The sequence below is a fragment of the Psychrobacter sp. AntiMn-1 genome (assembly GCF_001854065.1).
GTDB classification, from domain to species: domain Bacteria; phylum Pseudomonadota; class Gammaproteobacteria; order Pseudomonadales; family Moraxellaceae; genus Psychrobacter; species Psychrobacter pacificensis.
In genome coordinates, this window is sequence record NZ_CP012969.1 from 1,940,616 (window position 1) to 1,961,206 (window position 20,591).

The window sequence follows — 20,591 nt, forward strand, 5'->3', positions numbered from 1 at the left end:
ATAGTTACTATAAGCCACATAAGCTATTTGAAGATGACACTGCTGATCTATGAGCAGCTGCCTAATAATATGTCGTTAGGCATCTTCGTAAACTAAGTTGGCTTTATCAATATTACTTAATGCAATCTCAAACTGCTCACCATCGCTTGACGTCAGTTTTAAAACTTTATCATCGATACTATCTAATGTACCTGTTGCTTTACGACGTTTTTGATCACCTGTGCCGATAGCTTGAATCAAACGTAAGCTTACTGTTTGACCCACATAGGCATGCATCTGCTCATCTGAGAAAAATGCACGGTCAAAACCAGGTGAAGACACTTCTAAAATATATTCACCAGCGATAGGATCATGAACTTCTAAGATACCGCTTACTTGATGGTTCACTGCGGCACAGTCTTCGATAGTAACGTGCTTATCTTGGGCTTGCTCTTCTGGCAATGCCTCAATATAAATACGCAATAAAGAGCGACGGCCTTGTGGCGCAAATTCTATACCCCATAGCGACACATCGCAAGCGGCCACAGCAGGGGCAATAATATTAGTCAGTTCTGCAACTTTAGTCGAAAGCTTCATAATCTCTTTGTATTTTCCTATTCGCTTATCTATCGTACTTAGTAAACCGTATCAAAGCTTTGCTCTTTTCGTACTTATATATAGTAAGAATTACGGTCATTATATAATGGTAAACCACAAACATATAACAGATGTTGTGCGTTTATATAGGGACGAGCCTAAAAAACATCAAGCTCAGCCAAACAATGCTTTTATTAGTTATAAAGCACTACTATCGATAAAAGCGTGAGGAATAAAAGATAGTGTTGCTTAAGGAGCATCGTGCCAGTGGCGGCCGATGATGACCAGTGACGAGTAATATCGTACTCTATAGACCTAGAGCTTAGCATAAGTAGGATAGATACCGCGATAACACTGACCTTCAGATACAAAAAAACCCACAAACATTATGGTGGGTTAATCGGTACTGACAAATTTAGTGTACAAGACATCAGTATAAAAAGTGGTAGCGGGGGCTGGATTTGAACCAACGACCTTCGGGTTATGAGCCCGACGAGCTACCAGACTGCTCCACCCCGCATCAATCTAGAACGCATATTATAGGGAGATAATGTAGAAGTGTCAACACTTTATTTAAAATAATTATAAATTAAGTGGTTGCTACTAAAAAATCCAACCTGACGCTATGCGGCGTCTGTGAAACTTGGTGCGATTGGGGGGACTTGAACCCCCACAGCTTTCGCCACCACCCCCTCAAGATGGCGTGTCTACCATTCCACCACAATCGCATTTTACCACCCTGTTCTCTAACTTCCTATCTACTATATATAATGCGTAAGGTAGGCATTAATAGATAAGGACTTGCGAAAACAGAAAAGCATTGTAAATGTAACCTACCAAAATAGCAAGCGCTGACTACTCAAAAGCCACTTATTCAGGATTTTGCGTCAATGGACGCGGCGTTTGCGGTGCTGAAACTGGCGCATCTAGACGAAACTGATCTTCAGCCTGCTTACGGGCATGCACCGCCAACGTCATACTGGTAATAAAGAATATGACCGTCAATACTGCAGTCGCACGCGTCAAAAAGTTAGCAGTTCCCGCCGCGCCAAATACGGTACCTGATGAGCCGGCACCAAAAGAAGCCCCAGCATCTGCCCCTTTACCATGCTGTATCAAAATCAAGCCGATCATGGCAATGGCCACGATAATATGCAGGGCTAATATAAACGTAAACATGGTGGCCTCTTTTGCCGCGTAATGACGACTGATAACGGAAAATAAAACATAAGGTTAATAAAAATAATGACTAGCATCTGATGATACCAAATCGATTATATAAATAAGGCGCATTGTACACGATTGCAAGGGTACTGTTAAACCTACTTTTACCAACTGATAAAACCATACTGTCTATCAGCTATGATACTGATATCTGAGCGTTATTTATTCGATTAAGCATTCGCTTGACTAAAAGCATCAGCGATCGCTAAGAAGCTATCTGCTTTCAATGAGGCACCGCCAACCAATGCGCCATCAATCATAGAGTCAGAAGCAAAGCTATCAGCATTATCAGCATTAACGCTACCGCCATACAGTACGGTAATCGCAGCTGCTATGTCAGCAAAGCCCGCAACGGTTTGCTTGATATGTTGATGAGTCTTACTGACCTCTGCCACAGTCGGTACTTTACCTGTACCAATTGCCCAGACAGGTTCGTAAGCGACGAGTAGCTTTTCAGATAACGATGCTGCTAAATCTGGTTGCTGAACAAGCATATCTTTAATCACTGAGAGTTGTTCATTGATAACGTCAAGTGTTTGACCATTATCATACTGTTCTTGCGTTTCGCCGATACAGAACACCACACCAAGATTTTGAGAAAACGCATGAGACAGTTTATTTATTAGACAGTCATGAGATTCTTTATGATACTGGCGACGCTCAGAGTGACCAAGTATCGTCCAAGTAGCTCCTGTATCTGCGACTTGCTGTGCTGAGCAGTCTCCAGTGTAAGCGCCTGTGCTTGCACTATGAGCGCTCACGTCTTGAGCGGCGCTGATTATTGAAGTATTTGCTAAGCGTGCACTGACTGCGGCCAAATGAATACAGCTTGGTGCTACCATCAATTTGCATTGACTACTAGAGGTTGGCATTTTAGCTTGATTTTTAGCATCAACCTTAGTCAGCAGGTCATTTAACAGCGCATCAACATCATGGCTAGTTGCTGGATTCTGCTTCCAATTACCGATCACCCAAGCTTGCATACTTATTTACCTTGTCTCATGTATTCGCGCCAATTCGGCTCATATGCGCGCCAGTATAACAAATAATTCGTAAGTGCTATAGTAGTGTGCTGCCAGAAGCAGCGGTGCTTTTCAATACCTATGTTCAAAAATGACAACTAAAAACAGAGATTTTGACGTATTGATTGTTTAATCATTTGTAGAAAGCCTTTAAACTAAAATAAAGTAAAGTCGTATATTGTGTCTAACAGAAATTAAAAATTATTAGGCCGTGTTGAACATTCGCAAATAGGCGCTGCTGATCGCTAAAATTGTTCCAGACAAGGCACAAAGCGACGATAATGCAGATGCCTTAGCGAGATTTGTAACGCAGTATGGGGCAGTTTTAGCATCAGCCCCAACGATAAAAGCAGGGGACAGGACTCTTTTTTGCCGCTTCATCGTTAAAAATAAGCGCTTAGAATGACTAAACTTATTATTTTTAACATCGAATCGCCTAAAAAATAGTCGCTGTCAGTGCCATGGTCGAATGTTCAACACGCCCTAAATGCTCTCTAAGTTATTACGAAAGAAGTAGAAATAACTTGCTGAATCAAAATACGCATCCATTACCGCAAATATATTAAAGCATATATAGTAGCCTGTATTCTAAAGCGGTGTGCAAACCCTTTATCAAGGAGAGGTCATAATGTCTATTACAACCAGTAAATATGGTGGTCTAGCGCAGCAGCTCATCAGTGATGGTGTCGTTAGCGAAGCAAATATGAAAACGGCACAGATTGAGTCGCAGGAGCAGAAAATCGGATTGGTGCCGTACCTTGTAGACAATAAACTGGCTGATTCTTATGACCTTGCTCAAATGTTATCACAAGCCTTTGGCGATCCCTTGTTCGATCTCGATGCGCTCAGCACTGATGTCATTCCAAAGGACTTAGTCGATGAAAAAATCGTCCGTAAGTTTAATGCATTGCCATTATTCAAGCGCGGCCAACGCTTATTTGTAGCGCTCAGTGATCCAACTCGTGTTGATGCTATTGATGCTATTGCCTTTAATTCTCGCTTGTCTATTGAAACGATTGTTGTTGAAGAAAACAAGCTAAAAAAGCGTATCGAAAGCGTTTACGCTGATACGATGCAGAGCTTTGATAGTTTTTCTAATAGTGACTTGAATGTTGATTTTGAAGATGGTGATGAAGGTAACGATGACGGTGAAACGAAGCTTAGCGATGGGGTCGATGAGGCACCTGTTGTAAAATTCGTTAATAAAATGTTGGTCGATGCCATTCGCATGGGTGCCTCTGATTTGCATTTTGAACCTTACGAAAAATCCTTCCGAGTACGTTTCCGTGTTGATGGCGTGATGGAAAAGATAGCCAATCCGCCAGTCCAACTGGCCAACAAAATCGCAGCGCGTTTGAAAGTCATGTCACAGATGGACATCTCAGAGCGTAGGGTCCCGCAAGATGGACGTATCAAGCTCAAAATCTCTAAAACTAAAGCTATTGATTTCCGTGTGAACTCGTTACCGACCTTATTCGGTGAAAAAATCGTTTTGCGTATCCTAGATCCTTCATCAGCCATGCTTGGTATTGATGCGCTAGGGTATGAACCCGATCAGCAGGAGATGTTTTTAGAAGCGCTGCACAAACCGCAAGGTATGCTACTGATTACTGGCCCTACTGGTTCTGGTAAGACAGTCTCTCTTTACACAGGTATCAATATCTTAAACACTGGTGCCACCAATATTTCAACCGCCGAAGACCCTGTGGAGATTAACCTTGAAGGTATCAATCAGGTCAATGTCAACGCTAAGGTCGGCCTAACCTTTGCTAATGCGCTCAAGTCTTTTTTGCGTCAAGATCCTGATATTGTCATGGTTGGTGAGATTCGTGACTTGGAGACTGCCGAGATCGCTATTAAAGCGGCACAAACAGGACACATGGTGCTTTCAACCTTGCATACTAACTCAGCACCTGAAACCTTGACGCGTTTGCGTAATATGGGTGTGGCTTCTTTTAATATTGCAACCTCAGTTAACCTAGTCATTGCCCAGCGTTTGGCACGGCGACTGTGCAAGAACTGTAAAAAACCGATCAATATCCCTCGTCAAAGTTTGCTAGAGATTGGTTTTACTGATGCAGATTTGGATAATCCAGACAACGTGATTTATGAGCCAGTGGGCTGCAATGAGTGCCGTGAAGGTTATAAAGGCCGTGTAGGTATTTATGAGGTGATGAAGGTCAGCCCCGACATCTCACGTATCATTATGGAAGATGGCAATGCCATAGATATCAAAGATGCGGCGCTCAAAAATGGTTTTCGAGATCTACGCCGTTCTGGGGTTTTAAAAGTTCTGCAAGGTGTCACTAGTATTCAAGAAATGATGCGCGTTACTTCTGAATAAGTAGCATAAGCATTAAGTCGTATATGCAGCTATTAATCTTCTAGTATTTTTCTTTCTAAAGGCTCCTAACGTAGAAATACTATCTAATAGATATACTTAAAAATAAAACAGATAGGCACTGGTTTTTTGCGCTAAAATAAAGTATACCAGCCAATAATTTTGTCTGGTATTCTGCTTTATGTTTGCAATATCTATATTAGACAATTTCGAGGGTAGTAATATGGCAAAAGCTAAGACTGACATGCTGTTGGACTTTGTCTATGATGGCGTAAACCGACGTGGACAAAAGGTGAAAGGCGAAACCACTAGTCGTAGCTTAGAGTTAGCCAAAGCAACTTTACGCAAGCAAGGGATCACGGTTAAAGGTATCAAGAAGAAACCAAAACCGCTCTACACCTTCAAAAAACCAATTAAAGCCATTGATATTGCGATTTTTGCGCGACAATTGGCAACGATGATGAAAGCAGGTGTCCCGCTGACTCAATCTTTTGAAATTGTAGCAGATTCGCTTGATAATCCAAGTATGAAAGACTTGGTGCTACAAATCAAAGCTGATATCGAAGCAGGTGGCACCTTTGCTTCCGCCCTACGTAAACACCCTCGTTACTTTGATGATCTATTCTGCTCACTCGTCGAATCTGGTGAACAATCGGGTGCGCTAGAGACCATGCTTGAGCGTGTAGCGACTTACAAAGAAAAAAGCGAACTACTAAAAGCAAAGATTAAGAAAGCAATAAAATATCCGATTGCTGTCATCGTAGTTGCCATTATCGTTACTATGATTCTACTAATAAAAGTCGTGCCTGTATTTTCAGACCTATTTGAGTCATTTGGCGCAGAGCTACCTGCTTTTACTCAAATGGTAGTGGGTATGTCTGAGTGGATGAAAGCATGGTGGTTTATTTTAATTATTTTTATCGGTGGGGCTATTATCGGATTTTCAGAAGCCAAAAAACGCTCTAAAAAATTCCGTGACTTTTTAGACCGTGCGGTACTAAAAGCACCAATTTTTGGTAATATTGCTTATCAAGCAATTATTGCGCGTTTTGCTCGTACGCTATCTACGACTTTTGCCGCTGGTGTACCTCTCATTGATGCGCTAGATTCTACTGCTGGTGCGACCAACAATGTCGTGTTTTATAACGCCACTCAACAGGTCAAAAATGACGTTTCTACTGGTCAGCAACTACAGTTCTCCATACGTTCAACCAATTTATTCCCAAGTCTCGTTATTCAAATGGTGGGTATCGGCGAAGAGTCTGGTAGCTTGGAAGACATGCTAGATAAAGTCGCTGTATACTACGAAAACGAAGTCGACAATGCCGTTGATGGTTTGACCAGCTTAATGGAACCTATGATCATGGCTGTACTGGGTGTATTAGTTGGTGGTCTGGTCATTGCGATGTACTTACCAATCTTCCAAATGGGCTCAGTCGTAGGATAATGGTTTAATGCAATTCATACAGTTACTACAAGAAAATATAGCTCTAGCCTTGGTCGTATTTGGTTTGTTAGGTCTTTGTGTTGGCAGTTTTTTAAATGTTGTGATTCATCGTATCCCACTTATGATGATTTACGGTTGGCGACAAGAATGTAGCCAATTTATGAGCGAACAGGCAGATATGCCACGCGAGCATACGTTACCTATAGCGAATGTCGTGGCTACTGACCAACCCATTACTTTGAGTCGACCTGCCTCACGCTGCCCCCATTGCGCTCATAAGATCAGATGGTATGAAAACATACCCTTAATCAGCTGGCTGGCACTAAAAGGGCGCTGCTCAAACTGCAAAGCTGCGATTGGTTTGCGTTATCCTGTAGTTGAGTTAGTAACCGCTTTACTATCGGTGCTCGTGATCTACAAATTCGGTGTCAATGCAACTGGATTGTCAGCGCTCGTTTTAGTGTGGACACTAGTGGCTCTAACCGGTATTGATTTTGATACGCAGCTACTACCCGATCGCCTGACTTTTCCACTAGCAGGTCTAGGATTGGCCGTCAACTCACAAGGCTGGTTTGTCTCACCAACGCAGTCGATATGGGGTTTACTCTTCGGATTTTTATCACTCTGGATCGTCGTTAAAGTATTCTACTTAATCACTAAGAAACATGGGATGGGACAAGGTGATTTTAAATTACTAGCAGTATTAGGTGCTTGGCTCGGGCCCATGATGTTGCCATTAATTATTTTATTATCATCCTTGCTTGGGTCGATCGTCGGAATAATCTTGATGAAAAAACAAGGTGAGAGCAGGCCTTTTGCCTTTGGTCCTTACATTGCTGTCGCAGGCATTGTTGCTTTATTATACGGCTCAGATATCGTCAGCTGGTATCTTGGTATGTATACTTACTGAGTCTTGATAGTAAAATTTTCCCCTAATCTACAGTAACGATTATTGATAAGCAATTTCTTCATTAGTCACTGCTTTTACTACCTCTGTCAAATAAGCCATCATTATGTCAAATAAAGCCGCACAATCTTATTCGCGTCAACCACAGAATCTACAGACAAAAAACAAGACGCTCGTCGTTGGTTTAACAGGCGGGATCGGTAGTGGCAAATCCGCTGCTAGTGCTTGGTTTTCTGAGCAAGGGATCGATATTATCGATGCCGATGTGATCGCTCATGAGATCGTTACTAAAGGCAGCGATACTCTGCGCAAAATCCAAAAAAGATTTGGCGATTGGGTATTAAATGATGACGGATCAATGAATAGAGCGGCCGTACGCACGCACGTATTTGCAAACCCTGAAGCGCTTATTGAGCTTGAGGCGGTCACGCATCCAGCGATACGTGAGACAGCCAAAGCACAGTTAGAGTCTAGCACCTCAGCTTATGTGGTATTGTCCGCACCTCTACTCATTGAGGGAGCAGAAGCAGGTCTTGCCAATTTATGCCAACGTATCCTTGTGATGGATGCCACCGAAGACACGCAGCTTGCGCGTGCCAGTCAGCGTGATGATCAAAGTATTCAAAAAATCAAAGCCATTATGACCAACCAGCTTAGTCGTGAAGAGCGCAATCGTCATGCAGACGATATCATACTTAACGAGAGCGACCTTGCCTCTCTATACTTACAGCTAGAACCCCTACACCAAGAGTACCTTACGCTTGCCCAGCAGCTAAAGTTCGCTGGCGATTAACCTCATACAGTGCCATACCAGTAGCGACGCTTACGTTTAAGCTTTGTAGGTTGCCATGCTCGTTTCCTGACATCGGAATATAAACCAGCTCATCGCAGCTCTCCATTGTCAGGCGGCGCATCCCCTCTCCTTCTGACCCCATAATGATGGCTGTTTTGCCAGTCAGATCAGCGGCATGGATAGGCTTCGCATCGGCATTGAGCGCCGTACCAAACACAAATACTCCTGCGTTTTTGATGTGCGAAAGTGTACGTGCCAAATTGGTGACACTAATAATCGGCATCATCTCTGCGGCCCCAACAGATACTTTAGCGACTGTGGGCGTCAGGCTTGCTGCATGGTGCTTCGGACAAACCACGGCGTCCACACCCATTGCTACGGCTGTGCGCAAGCAAGCGCCAAAGTTATGTGCGTCTGTGATTTGATCTAGCACTAACAATAAGCACTGTTCGCGACCAATAATGGTATCAAGCAGACCTTCATCAGCAAAACCTAGCGGACGAGCATTGAGTACCACGCCTTGATGCTGCGGGCTACCACATAGCTGTGTCAGCTTATCTTTTCGGGTCGGCTGGATACTGATACCATTAGCTTCCGCCTCAGCCATAATGGCTTGTACATGGCTGTCACTCTCGCGTCCCTGTTGCACAAACAAGCTAAGACCATCCAAAGGGCGGTGTTTAAGTAACGCATCAATGGCATGAATGCCGTAAAAATAAATGGGTTTTGCCATAACAGGCCTATTAAGTATTAGGTGGATATCGCGCTAAGCGATGGAATAAGAAGAATGTCATTGGCATTGAGCACTGCAACTCGTTGGCAATGAGGGAGCGATTAAGTCAGCACTAAAAACAGAAATAAACAATACCAATCTGATATTGTTTATTGTTTGGTCATTAATATTTGATGGCGTTAGCTGTTCACTGATGATACTAGCTTAATTGCAGCCAATATTAACTTAATCGCATTGTTGATAATATCAACCTTCTAAATGGCAGACATACTGGACGATTTCTTCGGTACGTAGATTGAAACCGCTATTGCCTTCGACAACAAACGATTGACCAGCACGGTAGTAGCTAAACTCGTCATCACCATTAATTTTCACTTCACACTCGCCGCCGGTGATTTCGATACGCTCGGATGTATTGGTGCTAAAGTGATAATGCTCGACCAAGTTATCACAAGGTAAGATCACACCCAAGGTTTTGTGACGACCGTCTTCAAACATAATGGTATGGCTGGAACAGCGACCATCATAAGATACTGTCGCTTGGGCATTAACTGTTACGTTAGTAAATTGCGCCGCTGTCATAGTGGCTTCCTTATCAAATAATTATGGTAAAACTAAAAAATAAGTAACTGGTTACCGCTAGAGCCGCGTCATCAACACACCTCTCTGCACTGAGTGCGGTATCCTTCTCTACTAGATATCTGCGTGCTAAGAGTAGCCACAGGTTCTATGAAAACGCTTTGGAATAATGACTGATTGGCATACTCTTCTCACTATACGCCTGTAATTTTACAAAATCATGACTCGTTATCATGCACCGTATGTCATCAATATAACAAGAAGATTTTATCATTATGTGAGATTATGCTACCACATTATCTCTATAAAGTTTGTTAAAGCGACTAGGAAAATACTATTTGATGCTGGGCTCAAATGGGCTTATTTATCTGCTTTTATGCCATTAACACATCATTATACTGGGTCTATTTTTATGAATTTTGTCCGAAATCGCGCTTAGTATATAGACATAATTTTGCTATAATCAACCCTCTTAATGATTGATATTACAGCGATTACTCATTGCCAGTTTTTGATAATTTTGTGGTAATCTTCCAATCACAAATTCGATTATACACTCCCTTAATGTTTGTATTTGAGAACATTTAGCACCATACTGTTTGCCTACAATGTTTATCTATTTAGTGTCGTTAAATAGATAAATTCATTGCTTTATTTATCTTATTTTATAGATGGCTTCTTAAGATTTATATGAAGTTCATTGTCTGTCATGAGAGGCGTTGATGCTAGTATCATTAACTTTACATCAGTTTGCATTGATCGCTCAGCATGAGCTGAGTATGGCGGAAGGCTTCAATGTCATCACTGGTGAAACAGGGGCTGGCAAGTCGTTATTGCTGGATGCACTATCCTTGTGTGTAGGTGCACGCGCAGACAGCGCGATGGTCAGACATGGCGCAGACAACGCAGAAATTTATGCTCAGTTTGATGTACACAACAACAGCGTCATTGCCGAATGGTTTGCCAAGAATGATCGGGCGCTAGACGAGCCTGAAGTACTTATTCGGCGGCAGCTGAGCAATACTGGTCGCTCAAAAGCATGGTTGAATGGTTCGCCTGCCAGTTTGGCTGAGCTAAAAAGCTTGGGCGCATTACTGGTTAATATTCATAGCCAACATGCTCAGCAAGCCTTACTCAAGCCGCAGTTTGTGGTGAATTGGCTCGATGAGATGGCACAAATAACGCCACTCACGCGTCAGACAGCCAGTAGCTATCAGCAGTATCAGCAGCTAAAGCGTCGCGCTGATGATATTGCAAGTCGCGAGGCTCAGCGTCAAGACCGTATTCAACTTTTACAAAGCCAACTGGCAGACATCACCCCTCTATTGGCTGTGGACTATGCAGAAGTTGAATCTGAGCACGAGGAGCTCTCTAATATTGAAGCTTTGATGATGGAAGCCAGTCATGGCTTGCATCTGCTCGACAACGATACCGATGAGCCAGATGTAATGACCTTGCTCGGGCAAGTAATCAAACTTTGCGATCATCAAGTTGGTGTCAGCCAAACCTTTGAGCAAGCCTCTGAGCAGCTGCATTTGGCGCAGCAACAAATCACCGAGGTGACGGCGCTACTGTCAGATTATGCCGAGCAGCAACTGCCCGACCCTGAGCGCTTACAAGCATTAGACAATCTCATCAGTTTAGGTCATCGCTTATCACGTAAGTACAACTTGCCAGCGAGCGATTTGATTGATGAAGCAAAAGCTTGGCAAGAGCAATTAGAGCAGTTAGAAAACGAGCCGAGCAGTGATGCGATGGCCGCGCAAATTGAGCAAGCTTGGCAGGATTATCTAGCACTGGCCACACAGCTAAATCAAGAGCGTACAAAAGCGGCACCAACCATTAGTAAACAGCTTATAGAACAACTACAACCGCTTGCCTTACCCAATGCGCGCTGCGAGTTCGTTTTTACCAAAAAGACAGAGCCTAGCCAGTACAATGCACATGGCTGCTACGATATTGATTTATTGTTCAGTGCCAATGTCGGTATGCCCATGCAGCCACTGCATAAAATCGCCTCAGGTGGTGAGCTGTCACGAATGGCGCTGGTCATGCAAGTCTTGCAAGCAACCAACGCTGATAACAACGCTGCCAAACCCATGCTCGTATTCGATGAAGTCGATGTCGGTATCAGCGGCGGTACGGCGCAGGTGGTCGGCGAGCTACTACGCGCGCTTGGGCAAACGCAGCAATTGCTCGCGATCACTCACCAAGCACAAGTCGCGGCGCAAGCGCACCAACATATCTTGGTACAAAAGCACCATCAAGAACAGACCGAAAGTGAGCTGATAATCCTAACCGATCAAGCGCAAGTAGATGAGCTGGCGCGTATGTCTGGTGGCGTCACGATCACTGATGTGACTCGCGATCATGCTCGTAGCTTGCTGTCTGATGTCAAATAACGCCGAATAGACGATTAAGAGATTTGAACAGTGCGACAGATAAAGACACTTGTTAAATCTCTGTATCGGTTAGTAGCAATTGGCGCGAATCTTGCTTTTCTATTGGTTATCACCATATAGTGGTCTCTCACCCTTATTATTCGGTTGTGTTTGTTTCTATGCCTAATACCAATTTGACTCACCACTTCTTAATTGCGGCGCCAGAGCTGTCAGACCCAAGGTTTGAGCAGGCGCTCATTTATATCTGCCGCCATGATAAGCATGGTGCGCTAGGTCTAATGGTCAATCGTCCGTTAGAGCAGGCGCGAGTGGGTAAACTGCTAGAAGATTTAGATATTGAAGTGACTAATCCGCAAGTGATGGAAGATGTGGCGTTAGAAGGTGGCCCTATGTATCCTGAGGTGGGCTTTGTGCTGCATACAGGTCAGCCTGAATGGGCGTCTTCTTTTGCGATTTCAGAGAATGTCTGCATCACCACCAGCCAAGATATTCTAAAGCGTATCGCGGCAGGTCAAGGTGTCGGTCACTATCAACTGTGCTTGGGTCATGCCAGCTGGGGCAAAAAACAGTTAGACCAAGAACTGGGTAATGGTGATTGGCTCGTCTGCCCTGCCGATCTGACTTTATTGTTTGATACGCCGTTCGAAGAGCGCTGGCAAATCGCCGCTGACAAAATCGGCGTCAACTTTGACTATCTTAGCAGTGACATCGGTCATGCTTAATAGCACATGCTCTATGAATACAGATAAAAAAGGATAGCCTTTAATATGGTATATAGCCCTTTTATAGCAAATGATGAAGATACCATTGATGATGACATTGACACTAATGGCAAGGTTAGTGGCAATATGAGTGACATTGAGATTGATGCCATTGAACCAAAGATCAAACCGCATCTTATTTTGGCGCTAGATTATGGTGTCAAAAAAATGGGCATGGCACTCGGTAATAGCTTGACCCAAACCGCACGCGCTTTTGACATCTTGGCGATGAATAATGGTCAGCCCGACTGGGACAACCTCATCGGTATTATCAAAGTCTGGGGCGTGGCACAAGTCGTGGTCGGCCTGCCACTTAATATGGATGGTAGCAGCTCCATGCTCTCAAAACGCGCACATAAATTCGCGCGGCGGCTGGCGCATAGAATTATGGAGCAGCATCTGCCAGTGACCGTATCATTATGTGATGAGCGTTTAACCTCTATCGAAGCAAGAGAAATCGCATGGGACAACGGCTGGATCAAGCATGAACGTGATCCGATTGATGATATCTCTGCTTGTATCCTGATGTCGACTTACTTTGCGGATCCAAATAGTAGTATCGCTATTGATGCGGTCAAAGCAGACTAATTAGGCAGATAGGTAGAAGAAACTGTTATTTCTGTCGCACCATTTTGCTACATCGTACCTACTCACAGATAAATGACTGATTACTATGACCACTGCCCTAGACCAAGACTTGCATACTAAGTCGCAATCTGGTTTTGCTCCGCTTGCTATTGCTCGTATTAGAGGCGCGCAGCGTGCAAATCAGATAGCGATTTACCTGATTTATGCTGCTATTTTCGCATTTACGGTCTTTGGTACTATTGCCAGTATCAAGACATTTCATGATAATCAACTACTGTATCAACTGTTTTACAATCTGCCCTATGCCTTGGTTGCATTGACCATTCCCATTACGCTTTATGATGCTTTTGTGGTTTATCGTTATCGCTTAAACCAACCCTCGATGATTGCCATGAGTATTGGCGTATCGACCATCATATTGATCGGTGGCTTATTATTTGCTGATACGGCATGGTTAGGACTGTCCTGTTGGTTGGGTGTGGCATTTTTATTCAAAGTCAGTTTTAAGCGCTTTTTTAACTTCTTAGACGTGGCAAATACTGACAAAGAGACAACAGCCGTAGACGATCTAGACAGTACACCTCAGTAAGTGATTAAACAAACGATCCATTCTTTAACCTACCTACTTAGCTTTACGATAATGACTATGACTACTTCTATACCAGATACGACCATCGACCATCATCTAGACACGCAGGGGCTGATCTGTCCTGAGCCTGTGATGATGCTGCACCGAGTCATCCGAAAAGCAGATAGCGGTGAGGTGATTGAGATACTGGCCACTGACCCTGCTACCACTCGCGACATTCCAAATTTCTGTCGTCATCTGGGTCATGAGCTGATGACTCAAGAAACACTGGCAGAAAACATCAACCTAGACGCTGACCCTGATGAAATCACTATTGATGGCGATGACACCATGCCAGCAAGCGCGACGCTGTATCGTTATGTGGTGAAGAAAAAAAGTGGTTAACTTATATCTGACCTATATCCGAGCATCTTATGAGTCGTGACCGCGCCGTACAACAGCGTCAGCCCAAAGCGCTGGCAGTCGATGATGAACCGTCTTATATGACTGAGTTTCGTCAAGCCATGCTAGCACGTGGTTTGGCGACGCGTACCCGTAATGCGTATGTGCGCGACTTGCGTTCTTGTGAGTTGACCAACCCACTCGCCCTGACCCGCTGGCAGCCTGATGATGTGCTGCACTGCCTTTCGCTGCTTGCCCAAGATGGTAAAACCCCACGCACCCAAGCGCGTATGCTCTCAAGTCTGCGTCAGTTCTATTTATGGATGATAGCGAGCAATCTGCGCGAAGACAATCCCTGCGAGCGTATCAAAAGCCCAAAGCTTGGACGCCCGTTACCAAAGGATTTGGCCGAGGCTGATGTCGATAATCTCCTTGCCGCACCTGATACCAGTACGGCGCTTGGATTGCGTGACAAAGCGATGCTAGAAGTGCTCTATGCCTGCGGTTTGCGCGTCAGTGAGCTGATTAATCTGTCACTTGAACAAGTCAATCTAAACGCAGGCTGGCTACAAATCACAGGTAAAGGCAATAAAACCCGACTGGTGCCACTCGGTGAATACGCCAGCGATGCGCTAGAAGATTATCTGTCTCATGGGCGCGGCGATCTGATTGCCCATCTAAAATCTGGCAATTGCCAAGCAGTGTTTTTGACCGCGCAAGGCGGCTATATGACGCGGCAGAACTTTTGGTATCTTATCAAGCGTTACGCCAAAGTAGCCAGTATCGACAAGGAACTATCACCGCATACGCTGCGCCATGCCTTTGCCACGCATTTGCTCAATCATGGCGCCGATCTGCGTAGTGTACAGCTATTGCTTGGTCATAGTGATTTGTCTACCACACAGATTTATACCCATGTAGCGACGGCAAGATTGCAGCAATTGCATGCGGTGCATCATCCACGTGGTTAGCGCGAGCGCTTAATTTATATATTGACTCATCAGCAAAGGATCATACTGTGCCGCAATCTCAACCATCATCCAAGCCCACTCTCACTAACGCACAAGCATTTGCGCTAAAAAAACTGACCGTGATGGGTTATTTGGAAGGCACGTCTTTTTTGCTGCTACTGGGTATCGCCATGCCACTCAAATATATGCTGAATATGCCTGAAATGGTGGGCTACGTCGGGCCTGTGCATGGAGTGTTGTTCATCGCTTATATTGTGGTGCTCTTTATCACGGCACATAAAATCAAAATGCCGCTGTGGGCGCTCCCTGCTGGTGTGCTTGGCTCGTTTTTACCCTTTGGGCCGTTTGTGTTTGATCATGTGTTAAAGAAACGTTTGGGGGAGTAGTCTAGAAATTATTTTATTTACGGAAATTTATCCGTATGTGGTAATAGCAAGTTTGTAGACGTTGTGTGTAGTAAGCGATCAATGAGGTTGAGTAGTGACAGTATCGCTTCAAAATATTGAAGAATTCTTAGTAACAAAAAAAATTCAATGGTTTAGCGTTAAAAGCGAATAAGAGTAAGGTTATAAATATTTTTGGCGAGCCTATAGAATATGAGCCACAGAAAGGTAAAAATTACGAAATATACTCTTATGGTGTTTTACAATTTTATCTTCTAAACAGTGTAGTGATAGGTTTTACTTTTGACCATCAAAAGATTCATTACTACAGAGAGCCTTTTGAATATACGCCTATAGACCAAAAAATTATTTTCACATCTCTCAACATTCATAAAATTAATTATTCAGAAAGCTTATTATTAAGAAACTATAATGGAAGTACTGTTATAGTTAAGTCTAAATAAAAACGATACAGGATAATAAATTCATTTGATTAAACGCTATTTTTCTTGCTTGCTGTGACTATGTCTCCAGAGGCTGCGAAAAATAGCGTTTAATCTTATTGTATCGATTTTATAGTGAACCGACTATAGTACTGATAATGGTATCAGTCTGGGTTTGGTCGATAACAAACTGGTCGCCTTCGGATTACTATCATTAAGCGCATAATAAGGGTTATGAGTTAGTTAGTGATTTGATAATTCCTAGTAAAATAGGTATTGATCTTATTATTATCAAGGACTCTATCTTTGGTAAAGTCTAGGGTGTCTGAAACGGCTATACCGTGCCAAAGCGCTTGTGGAAAATCCTCAATAGATGCGTAGATTGTAGGTACAAGATAACGGTAATAATCGCCCATTTTGGTCGCACCCTCATAGCCTACTGGATAGTCATCACCTTCATTGTACCCGTCTACTGCAAAATATAAAAAGCAACCTTTATTTACCGATAAATTCGCATCACTGTAATTTTTTATTCGCTTAAGCTCAGCAGTTAATTCTTTAGTAATCTTATTGCGACTCATCATTTTGTTTTCGAAAAAGCAGTACAAGTCAATAATGTATCCATGCCATTTTCCAATTTTACCGACAGTGCTTATCGAAACTTTTTTGCGGTACCTATCCTTATTACTCCAATAAGAATATAGATCCACTATTAGCTCTCCCGCTTTATCCTGCGGATAGTTCGTATATGTTTTTGACTCCTCCCACATGTATTCATTTAAGTCATCTAACAATAGCTCAGCGTTAGGGATATTTAAAACTGACTGCGGTAGGTTACCCCAGCAGTTATTCACCAGAACGGCAATCCGTCCATTTTTATCCATGGCAAACCATGTATAGACGGTACCGAATGTTGGTGTCCAATCTTTATTAAGATTATTTGTCACATTATTGTCCTTTGAGTCACCGCTGTAGGATTTGTGCACTTACCTATTTTGATAAAAGCATAATTTATCTTTTAATAGTATCAATATTTTTTTAGCAGTTTGACTGAAAAACGTTTGTAATCCATAGCTGCAAACCTACCCTTTTCTCGCTACAATACCTGCCATAGCTTATTAACCTTTTACCTATCTATTATTTGAGAATCCCATGAGCCACTCTACAAACCACCGTCCCCCTGCCGACCTCCTCAAAAAAGCCAAACACTGGCGCGAAGATATACATTTTACGGATGACGTACTAGGTAAGCCGTTTGATTTTGCAACCACGTGGGGTATTTTTTCACCGCAAAAGCTCGATGATGGCAGTTTGATGCTGCTTGATTATGTAGATTTCCAAGAAGATGATGATTCAATCGACTTGGGCTGTGGCTATGGTGTGCTTGGCATGACGGCGGCGCGCGAATGTCCAAACGGTCAGCATACTTTGATTGATAAAGATTTTATGGCGGTAGAATATGCGCGCCGTAACTGCGAAAAAAATGGTCTAAAAAACGTCGATGTGCATTTATCCAATGGCTTTAATCATGTGGCAGCCGACAAAGACTTTAGCCTTGTGATGTCAAACTTGCCTGCCAAAGTCGGTAAAGAGCAGCATTATCTGTATTTCCTCGATGCTTATGCCCGCATGCGTCAAGGTGGGCGTTTTTATGTGGTGACGATCAATGGCTTACGTCAGTTTATGAAGCGCTCGTTTACCGAAGTGTTCGGTAATAGCGAAAAAATCAAGCAGGGCAAAACCTATACGATTACTATGGCGACCAAAGATTAGTCTTCAGCATCCAACCATAAAAGATCGTCATAAAAAAGCACGCTAAAATAGATCTAGCGTGCTTTTTGTTTTGTATGACCAACTGTCTTTCTACATCTGGCGTTTTATCAAATAACCACCCAATAGCGCACTACCGATAATCGGTAATAACACCATCAGCATGGGCGAAAATCCTGTAGCAAGCGATATAAATCCGACCAAGTCCTGAATATAGCTAAAGAGCAAGCCAAACAGCAAAGCCACCACGATACGCAAGCCCAAACTGTGCGTCCGTAGCGAGCCAAAGACGAATGAGCAAGCAACAATGACCAGTGACAATATTGATAAAGGTGATAATAGCTTTTGCCAAAACGCCACTTCATGATCCAAGGAGCGCTTGCCCTGCTCTTGCATAAACTGACGATGCTCGTATAGTTGCGTCAGAGACAAATCCTCTGCCTTGCGCGTCAGTAGATACACCGACTCTGGAGCGAATGGTAAGCTGAGCGTATCTGATGGTGAAACGGCTTGGCTACTCTCAAAGCCCTGATTAATGCTAAGCTCGACCATGTCGTTCAGCTGCCATTCGTAGCGATACTGCTCGCTTGGCTTGTCACTGGTCACATCGATAGGCTCACGCCCCGTATATTTTCCGCCATTAGCATGAACGGCCGTTTGCAGATTACCGTTGTTATCTAAATGCCAACGTTTTACCTCGCCGATATTACCGGCAACATCGGCATAATCGATATATAAAATATCACTGCCATCAGGTGTCGCGCTGCCATCTTGTGCATTTTCAAAGCGTGGCTGCACCGTCCAATAGCCGCGCACCGAAGTGACTAGCGATGTGTTGTCCTCATCGTTTATTTGCTTTGCCAATTGATTGGAATGCGGTAGCACGAACTGATTAATCGCCAATGCCAGTAGCACAAAAATGAAGGCAGGTTGTAACACCCAGCCGACGATACGATAGATGCTGACCCCAGCCGCACGCATGACGACCAGCTCACTTTTATTAGCAAGTAAGCCCAATCCTATGACGGCACCGAGTAGCGCACCCGTTGGGATGAATTGCTCTAAGAAGTAAGGCGAGCGATAAAAGATATACTTGAGTGCCTGCCCCATCGTATAACTGTCATCTAACGAATCGAGCTCTGATAAGTAAGAAAAGACCAGCTGTAACGCCCATAAACCAACGACGGCCGCGATAATAGCAAGTAAGGCGTTGAGTTTGACATAACGGCTGAGGACTTTTAAATTGGCAGGTTTTTTGGCCAGCTGACCAGCCCCTGCAGACTTAGCAAATAAAGAGCGCATTAAGACTGCCCTCCTTGTGAGCTATTGTGTTGATTGTCCAGACTGCTGATAGGCGCGGCGGCGGCTAATCTATTTTCTTGTTTACGAAAGCGCAGACGATGTTGCACACGGCTACCCCAATTCAAATAAAGCGCTAGTGCCATAAAGCCTAATACCAGCCATGCGTAAGCCCATACGCTAATACTGCCTTTGCTCACTGCGTTCTTAAGCGAGATGATGCCTAGCGCACAGCTGACAAATAATAAGATAGAGGGAAATAGACGCAACCAACGCCCTTGGCGTGGACGCACTTGCGCAAGCGGTACAGCCAGCATCGGTGCGATAATCATCAGCCACGGCAGTGCCAGACGGTAGCCAAGCTCACCTTGAGCAGCACGCAGCGCATTATTGGTGTCAGCTTGTGCATCACCTGTTGCCGCCTGCCATAAAGGTCCAATCGGTTGGGTCTCGATATTGTCTTCAGTGATGACCTCTTGTGAGGATTCGGTGAGGGTGATGCGATAACGGTCAAAGGCGACTTGATTGTATTTCAAGCTGCCTGCACCCACTTCGTAACGACGACCTTGAAACAAATCCAACTGGGTCACACCACTATTGCCCGTATTGACCTGTTCAGCACGCTTGGCGAGCGTGATGGTGTCTTTACTGATGTCTTTTGCATCTCTATTTATAATATCTTTTGGCATATCAGAGATGCCCATTTGATCAGCGGTTTCTTGATCAATCGTATTATTCATATCAGCGCTTTTGCCAGTATTGCCTTTTGGCGTCGGTTCAGATTGGATCAATATCACATCTTGTAGTTTTTTCTTATCATCGCTGAGACTACCCACGTATAGATGGTAGTTACCGCTGCTTATAAACTCATTCGGACGAATCAGATCAAACGCACTGGTCAATGCTTGCTGCTGCCACACCGCCTCGGATGAGCGTACGCCCCATGGTTTGCCTACAATAGATAGCGCCGCCTCACCGACAAACAACGCTAATATCAATGGTGTCATCAGGCGCGCCAGCCTACCGCGAGACACGCCGCTGGCATTGATGACAGCCATTTCTTGATCGACATATAAACGACCAAACACCAGCATCAACGCGATAAAAAAGGCTAGCGGTAATATCAATTCTAGAAAATACGGCAGGTTGTACCCGATGATCGTAAACAGCAGGCTAATATCCAAACGGCCTTCAGCAGCAATGCCAAAATAACGTATCAAACGACCGCCTAGCATCATTACTACCAAAAACCCCAGCACCAAAGCAGTGGTCAAGGCAACTTGTCGAGTCATATAGCGGCGTAATATCACAATGGGTACTCTTAAACAGTTGGTATGCGCATGATGGATTGGGGGGTCTATCGTCATATTTGAGCACAATAA

20 protein-coding genes and 2 tRNA genes are annotated in these 20,591 nt (G+C 43.9%); 12 read left to right on the forward strand and 10 right to left on the reverse strand.

The annotated features are described in order from the left end of the window. Window positions 1-75: 75 nt before the first annotated feature. From rimP to tpiA, 5 genes are all read right to left on the reverse strand, one after another. Complete coding sequence (rimP, locus tag AOT82_RS08205; protein WP_058023609.1) at window positions 76-576, reverse strand: ribosome maturation factor RimP; 501 nt, start codon at window positions 574-576, stop codon at window positions 76-78. A gap of 443 nt (window positions 577-1,019) precedes the next feature. Further along, a tRNA-Met gene (locus tag AOT82_RS08210) sits at window positions 1,020-1,096 on the reverse strand. Between the two features lie 124 nt (window positions 1,097-1,220). Next, window positions 1,221-1,304: transfer RNA gene (locus AOT82_RS08215), tRNA-Leu, on the reverse strand. A gap of 142 nt (window positions 1,305-1,446) precedes the next feature. After that, a complete protein-coding gene (secG, locus tag AOT82_RS08220) occupies window positions 1,447-1,755 on the reverse strand; it encodes a preprotein translocase subunit SecG (RefSeq protein WP_021814138.1) in 309 nt (102 codons plus the stop codon). Window positions 1,756-1,970: 215 nt separating this feature from the next. Next, window positions 1,971-2,783 (reverse strand): triose-phosphate isomerase, encoded by an 813-nt coding sequence (gene tpiA, locus AOT82_RS08225; protein WP_071002605.1) that lies wholly within the window; start codon window positions 2,781-2,783, stop codon window positions 1,971-1,973. A gap of 667 nt (window positions 2,784-3,450) precedes the next feature. Between tpiA and pilB the strand changes: the two genes are divergently transcribed. The 4 genes from pilB (at window position 3,451) to coaE (ending at window position 8,310) form a co-directional block, all read left to right on the forward strand. Further along, window positions 3,451-5,166 (forward strand): type IV-A pilus assembly ATPase PilB, encoded by a 1,716-nt coding sequence (pilB, locus tag AOT82_RS08230; protein ID WP_071002606.1) that lies wholly within the window; start codon window positions 3,451-3,453, stop codon window positions 5,164-5,166. A 220-nt stretch (window positions 5,167-5,386) separates the two neighbouring features. Beyond that, a complete protein-coding gene (locus AOT82_RS08235) occupies window positions 5,387-6,610 on the forward strand; it encodes a type II secretion system F family protein (protein ID WP_071002607.1) in 1,224 nt (407 codons plus the stop codon). 7 nt (window positions 6,611-6,617) lie between these two features. Beyond that, the gene (locus tag AOT82_RS08240) at window positions 6,618-7,520 is read left to right on the forward strand and encodes a prepilin peptidase (protein WP_071002608.1); all 903 of its coding nucleotides are present in this window, start codon (window positions 6,618-6,620) and stop codon (window positions 7,518-7,520) included. Window positions 7,521-7,623: 103 nt separating this feature from the next. Further along, the gene (gene coaE / locus AOT82_RS08245; protein WP_071002609.1) at window positions 7,624-8,310 is read left to right on the forward strand and encodes a dephospho-CoA kinase; all 687 of its coding nucleotides are present in this window, start codon (window positions 7,624-7,626) and stop codon (window positions 8,308-8,310) included. Here the strand turns inward: coaE and rlmB are convergent. Further along, the gene (gene rlmB / locus AOT82_RS08250; protein ID WP_071002610.1) at window positions 8,273-9,043 is read right to left on the reverse strand and encodes a 23S rRNA (guanosine(2251)-2'-O)-methyltransferase RlmB; all 771 of its coding nucleotides are present in this window, start codon (window positions 9,041-9,043) and stop codon (window positions 8,273-8,275) included. The two genes, coaE and rlmB, sit on opposite strands and share 38 nt — an antisense overlap. Window positions 9,044-9,289: 246 nt before the next feature. After that, window positions 9,290-9,625: a pyrimidine/purine nucleoside phosphorylase gene (gene ppnP, locus AOT82_RS08255; protein ID WP_058023616.1), complete on the reverse strand. Its 336-nt coding sequence runs from the start codon at window positions 9,623-9,625 to the stop codon at window positions 9,290-9,292. 719 nt (window positions 9,626-10,344) lie between these two features. Here ppnP and recN point away from each other — a divergent pair. The 7 genes from recN to AOT82_RS08290 all read left to right on the forward strand — a co-directional run bounded on the left by recN (window position 10,345) and on the right by AOT82_RS08290 (window position 15,700). Beyond that, the gene (gene recN / locus AOT82_RS08260) at window positions 10,345-12,024 is read left to right on the forward strand and encodes a DNA repair protein RecN (protein WP_071002611.1); all 1,680 of its coding nucleotides are present in this window, start codon (window positions 10,345-10,347) and stop codon (window positions 12,022-12,024) included. A gap of 158 nt (window positions 12,025-12,182) precedes the next feature. Continuing rightward, window positions 12,183-12,746, forward strand: coding sequence for a YqgE/AlgH family protein (locus AOT82_RS08265; RefSeq protein WP_071002612.1), 564 nt, complete (start codon window positions 12,183-12,185; stop codon window positions 12,744-12,746). 126 nt (window positions 12,747-12,872) lie between these two features. Beyond that, on the forward strand, window positions 12,873-13,373 hold the full coding sequence (gene ruvX, locus AOT82_RS08270; RefSeq protein ID WP_071003723.1) for a Holliday junction resolvase RuvX: 501 nt from the start codon (window positions 12,873-12,875) through the stop codon (window positions 13,371-13,373). 85 nt (window positions 13,374-13,458) lie between these two features. After that, window positions 13,459-13,962 (forward strand): hypothetical protein, encoded by a 504-nt coding sequence (locus tag AOT82_RS08275; RefSeq protein ID WP_071002613.1) that lies wholly within the window; start codon window positions 13,459-13,461, stop codon window positions 13,960-13,962. A 57-nt stretch (window positions 13,963-14,019) separates the two neighbouring features. Beyond that, window positions 14,020-14,346 carry a sulfurtransferase TusA gene (tusA, locus tag AOT82_RS08280; RefSeq protein WP_071002614.1) on the forward strand — a complete coding sequence of 109 codons (327 nt, stop codon included), beginning with the start codon at window positions 14,020-14,022 and terminating at the stop codon, window positions 14,344-14,346. Between the two features lie 29 nt (window positions 14,347-14,375). Beyond that, a complete protein-coding gene (gene xerD, locus AOT82_RS08285; protein WP_071002615.1) occupies window positions 14,376-15,314 on the forward strand; it encodes a site-specific tyrosine recombinase XerD in 939 nt (312 codons plus the stop codon). 47 nt (window positions 15,315-15,361) lie between these two features. After that, entirely contained in the window at window positions 15,362-15,700 is a 339-nt protein-coding gene (locus tag AOT82_RS08290) for a DUF3817 domain-containing protein (protein ID WP_071002616.1), read from the forward strand. 679 nt (window positions 15,701-16,379) lie between these two features. Here the strand turns inward: AOT82_RS08290 and AOT82_RS08295 are convergent. Continuing rightward, entirely contained in the window at window positions 16,380-17,087 is a 708-nt protein-coding gene (locus tag AOT82_RS08295) for a hypothetical protein (protein WP_227517129.1), read from the reverse strand. A 205-nt stretch (window positions 17,088-17,292) separates the two neighbouring features. Between AOT82_RS08295 and AOT82_RS08300 the strand changes: the two genes are divergently transcribed. Then, a complete protein-coding gene (locus tag AOT82_RS08300) occupies window positions 17,293-17,913 on the forward strand; it encodes a class I SAM-dependent methyltransferase (protein ID WP_071002617.1) in 621 nt (206 codons plus the stop codon). A gap of 90 nt (window positions 17,914-18,003) precedes the next feature. On the opposite strand, the gene lptG is transcribed toward AOT82_RS08300, so the two are convergent. Together lptG and AOT82_RS08310 are read right to left on the reverse strand one after the other, a co-directional pair. Next, complete coding sequence (lptG, locus tag AOT82_RS08305; RefSeq protein WP_071002618.1) at window positions 18,004-19,212, reverse strand: LPS export ABC transporter permease LptG; 1,209 nt, start codon at window positions 19,210-19,212, stop codon at window positions 18,004-18,006. After that, window positions 19,212-20,501, reverse strand: coding sequence for an LPS export ABC transporter permease LptF (locus tag AOT82_RS08310; protein ID WP_071003725.1), 1,290 nt, complete (start codon window positions 20,499-20,501; stop codon window positions 19,212-19,214). Before AOT82_RS08310 ends, lptG begins: the two co-directional genes overlap by 1 nt. Between the last annotated feature and the right edge of the window lie 90 nt (window positions 20,502-20,591).

Coding starts and splice junctions, on each gene's coding strand:
- tusA (WP_071002614.1), top strand. CDS start 14,020: ATGACTACTTCTATACCAGATACGACCATCGACCATCATCTAGACACG.
- xerD (WP_071002615.1), top strand. CDS start 14,376: ATGAGTCGTGACCGCGCCGTACAACAGCGTCAGCCCAAAGCGCTGGCA.
- secG (WP_021814138.1), bottom strand. CDS start 1,755: ATGTTTACGTTTATATTAGCCCTGCATATTATCGTGGCCATTGCCATG.
- pilB (WP_071002606.1), top strand. CDS start 3,451: ATGTCTATTACAACCAGTAAATATGGTGGTCTAGCGCAGCAGCTCATC.
- lptG (WP_071002618.1), bottom strand. CDS start 19,212: ATGCGCTCTTTATTTGCTAAGTCTGCAGGGGCTGGTCAGCTGGCCAAA.
- ruvX (WP_071003723.1), top strand. CDS start 12,873: ATGAGTGACATTGAGATTGATGCCATTGAACCAAAGATCAAACCGCAT.
- recN (WP_071002611.1), top strand. CDS start 10,345: ATGCTAGTATCATTAACTTTACATCAGTTTGCATTGATCGCTCAGCAT.
- AOT82_RS08240 (WP_071002608.1), top strand. CDS start 6,618: ATGCAATTCATACAGTTACTACAAGAAAATATAGCTCTAGCCTTGGTC.
- ppnP (WP_058023616.1), bottom strand. CDS start 9,625: ATGACAGCGGCGCAATTTACTAACGTAACAGTTAATGCCCAAGCGACA.
- rimP (WP_058023609.1), bottom strand. CDS start 576: ATGAAGCTTTCGACTAAAGTTGCAGAACTGACTAATATTATTGCCCCT.
- AOT82_RS08310 (WP_071003725.1), bottom strand. CDS start 20,501: ATGACTCGACAAGTTGCCTTGACCACTGCTTTGGTGCTGGGGTTTTTG.
- AOT82_RS08300 (WP_071002617.1), top strand. CDS start 17,293: ATGAGCCACTCTACAAACCACCGTCCCCCTGCCGACCTCCTCAAAAAA.
- rlmB (WP_071002610.1), bottom strand. CDS start 9,043: ATGGCAAAACCCATTTATTTTTACGGCATTCATGCCATTGATGCGTTA.
- AOT82_RS08275 (WP_071002613.1), top strand. CDS start 13,459: ATGACCACTGCCCTAGACCAAGACTTGCATACTAAGTCGCAATCTGGT.
- coaE (WP_071002609.1), top strand. CDS start 7,624: ATGTCAAATAAAGCCGCACAATCTTATTCGCGTCAACCACAGAATCTA.
- tpiA (WP_071002605.1), bottom strand. CDS start 2,783: ATGCAAGCTTGGGTGATCGGTAATTGGAAGCAGAATCCAGCAACTAGC.
- AOT82_RS08265 (WP_071002612.1), top strand. CDS start 12,183: ATGCCTAATACCAATTTGACTCACCACTTCTTAATTGCGGCGCCAGAG.
- AOT82_RS08235 (WP_071002607.1), top strand. CDS start 5,387: ATGGCAAAAGCTAAGACTGACATGCTGTTGGACTTTGTCTATGATGGC.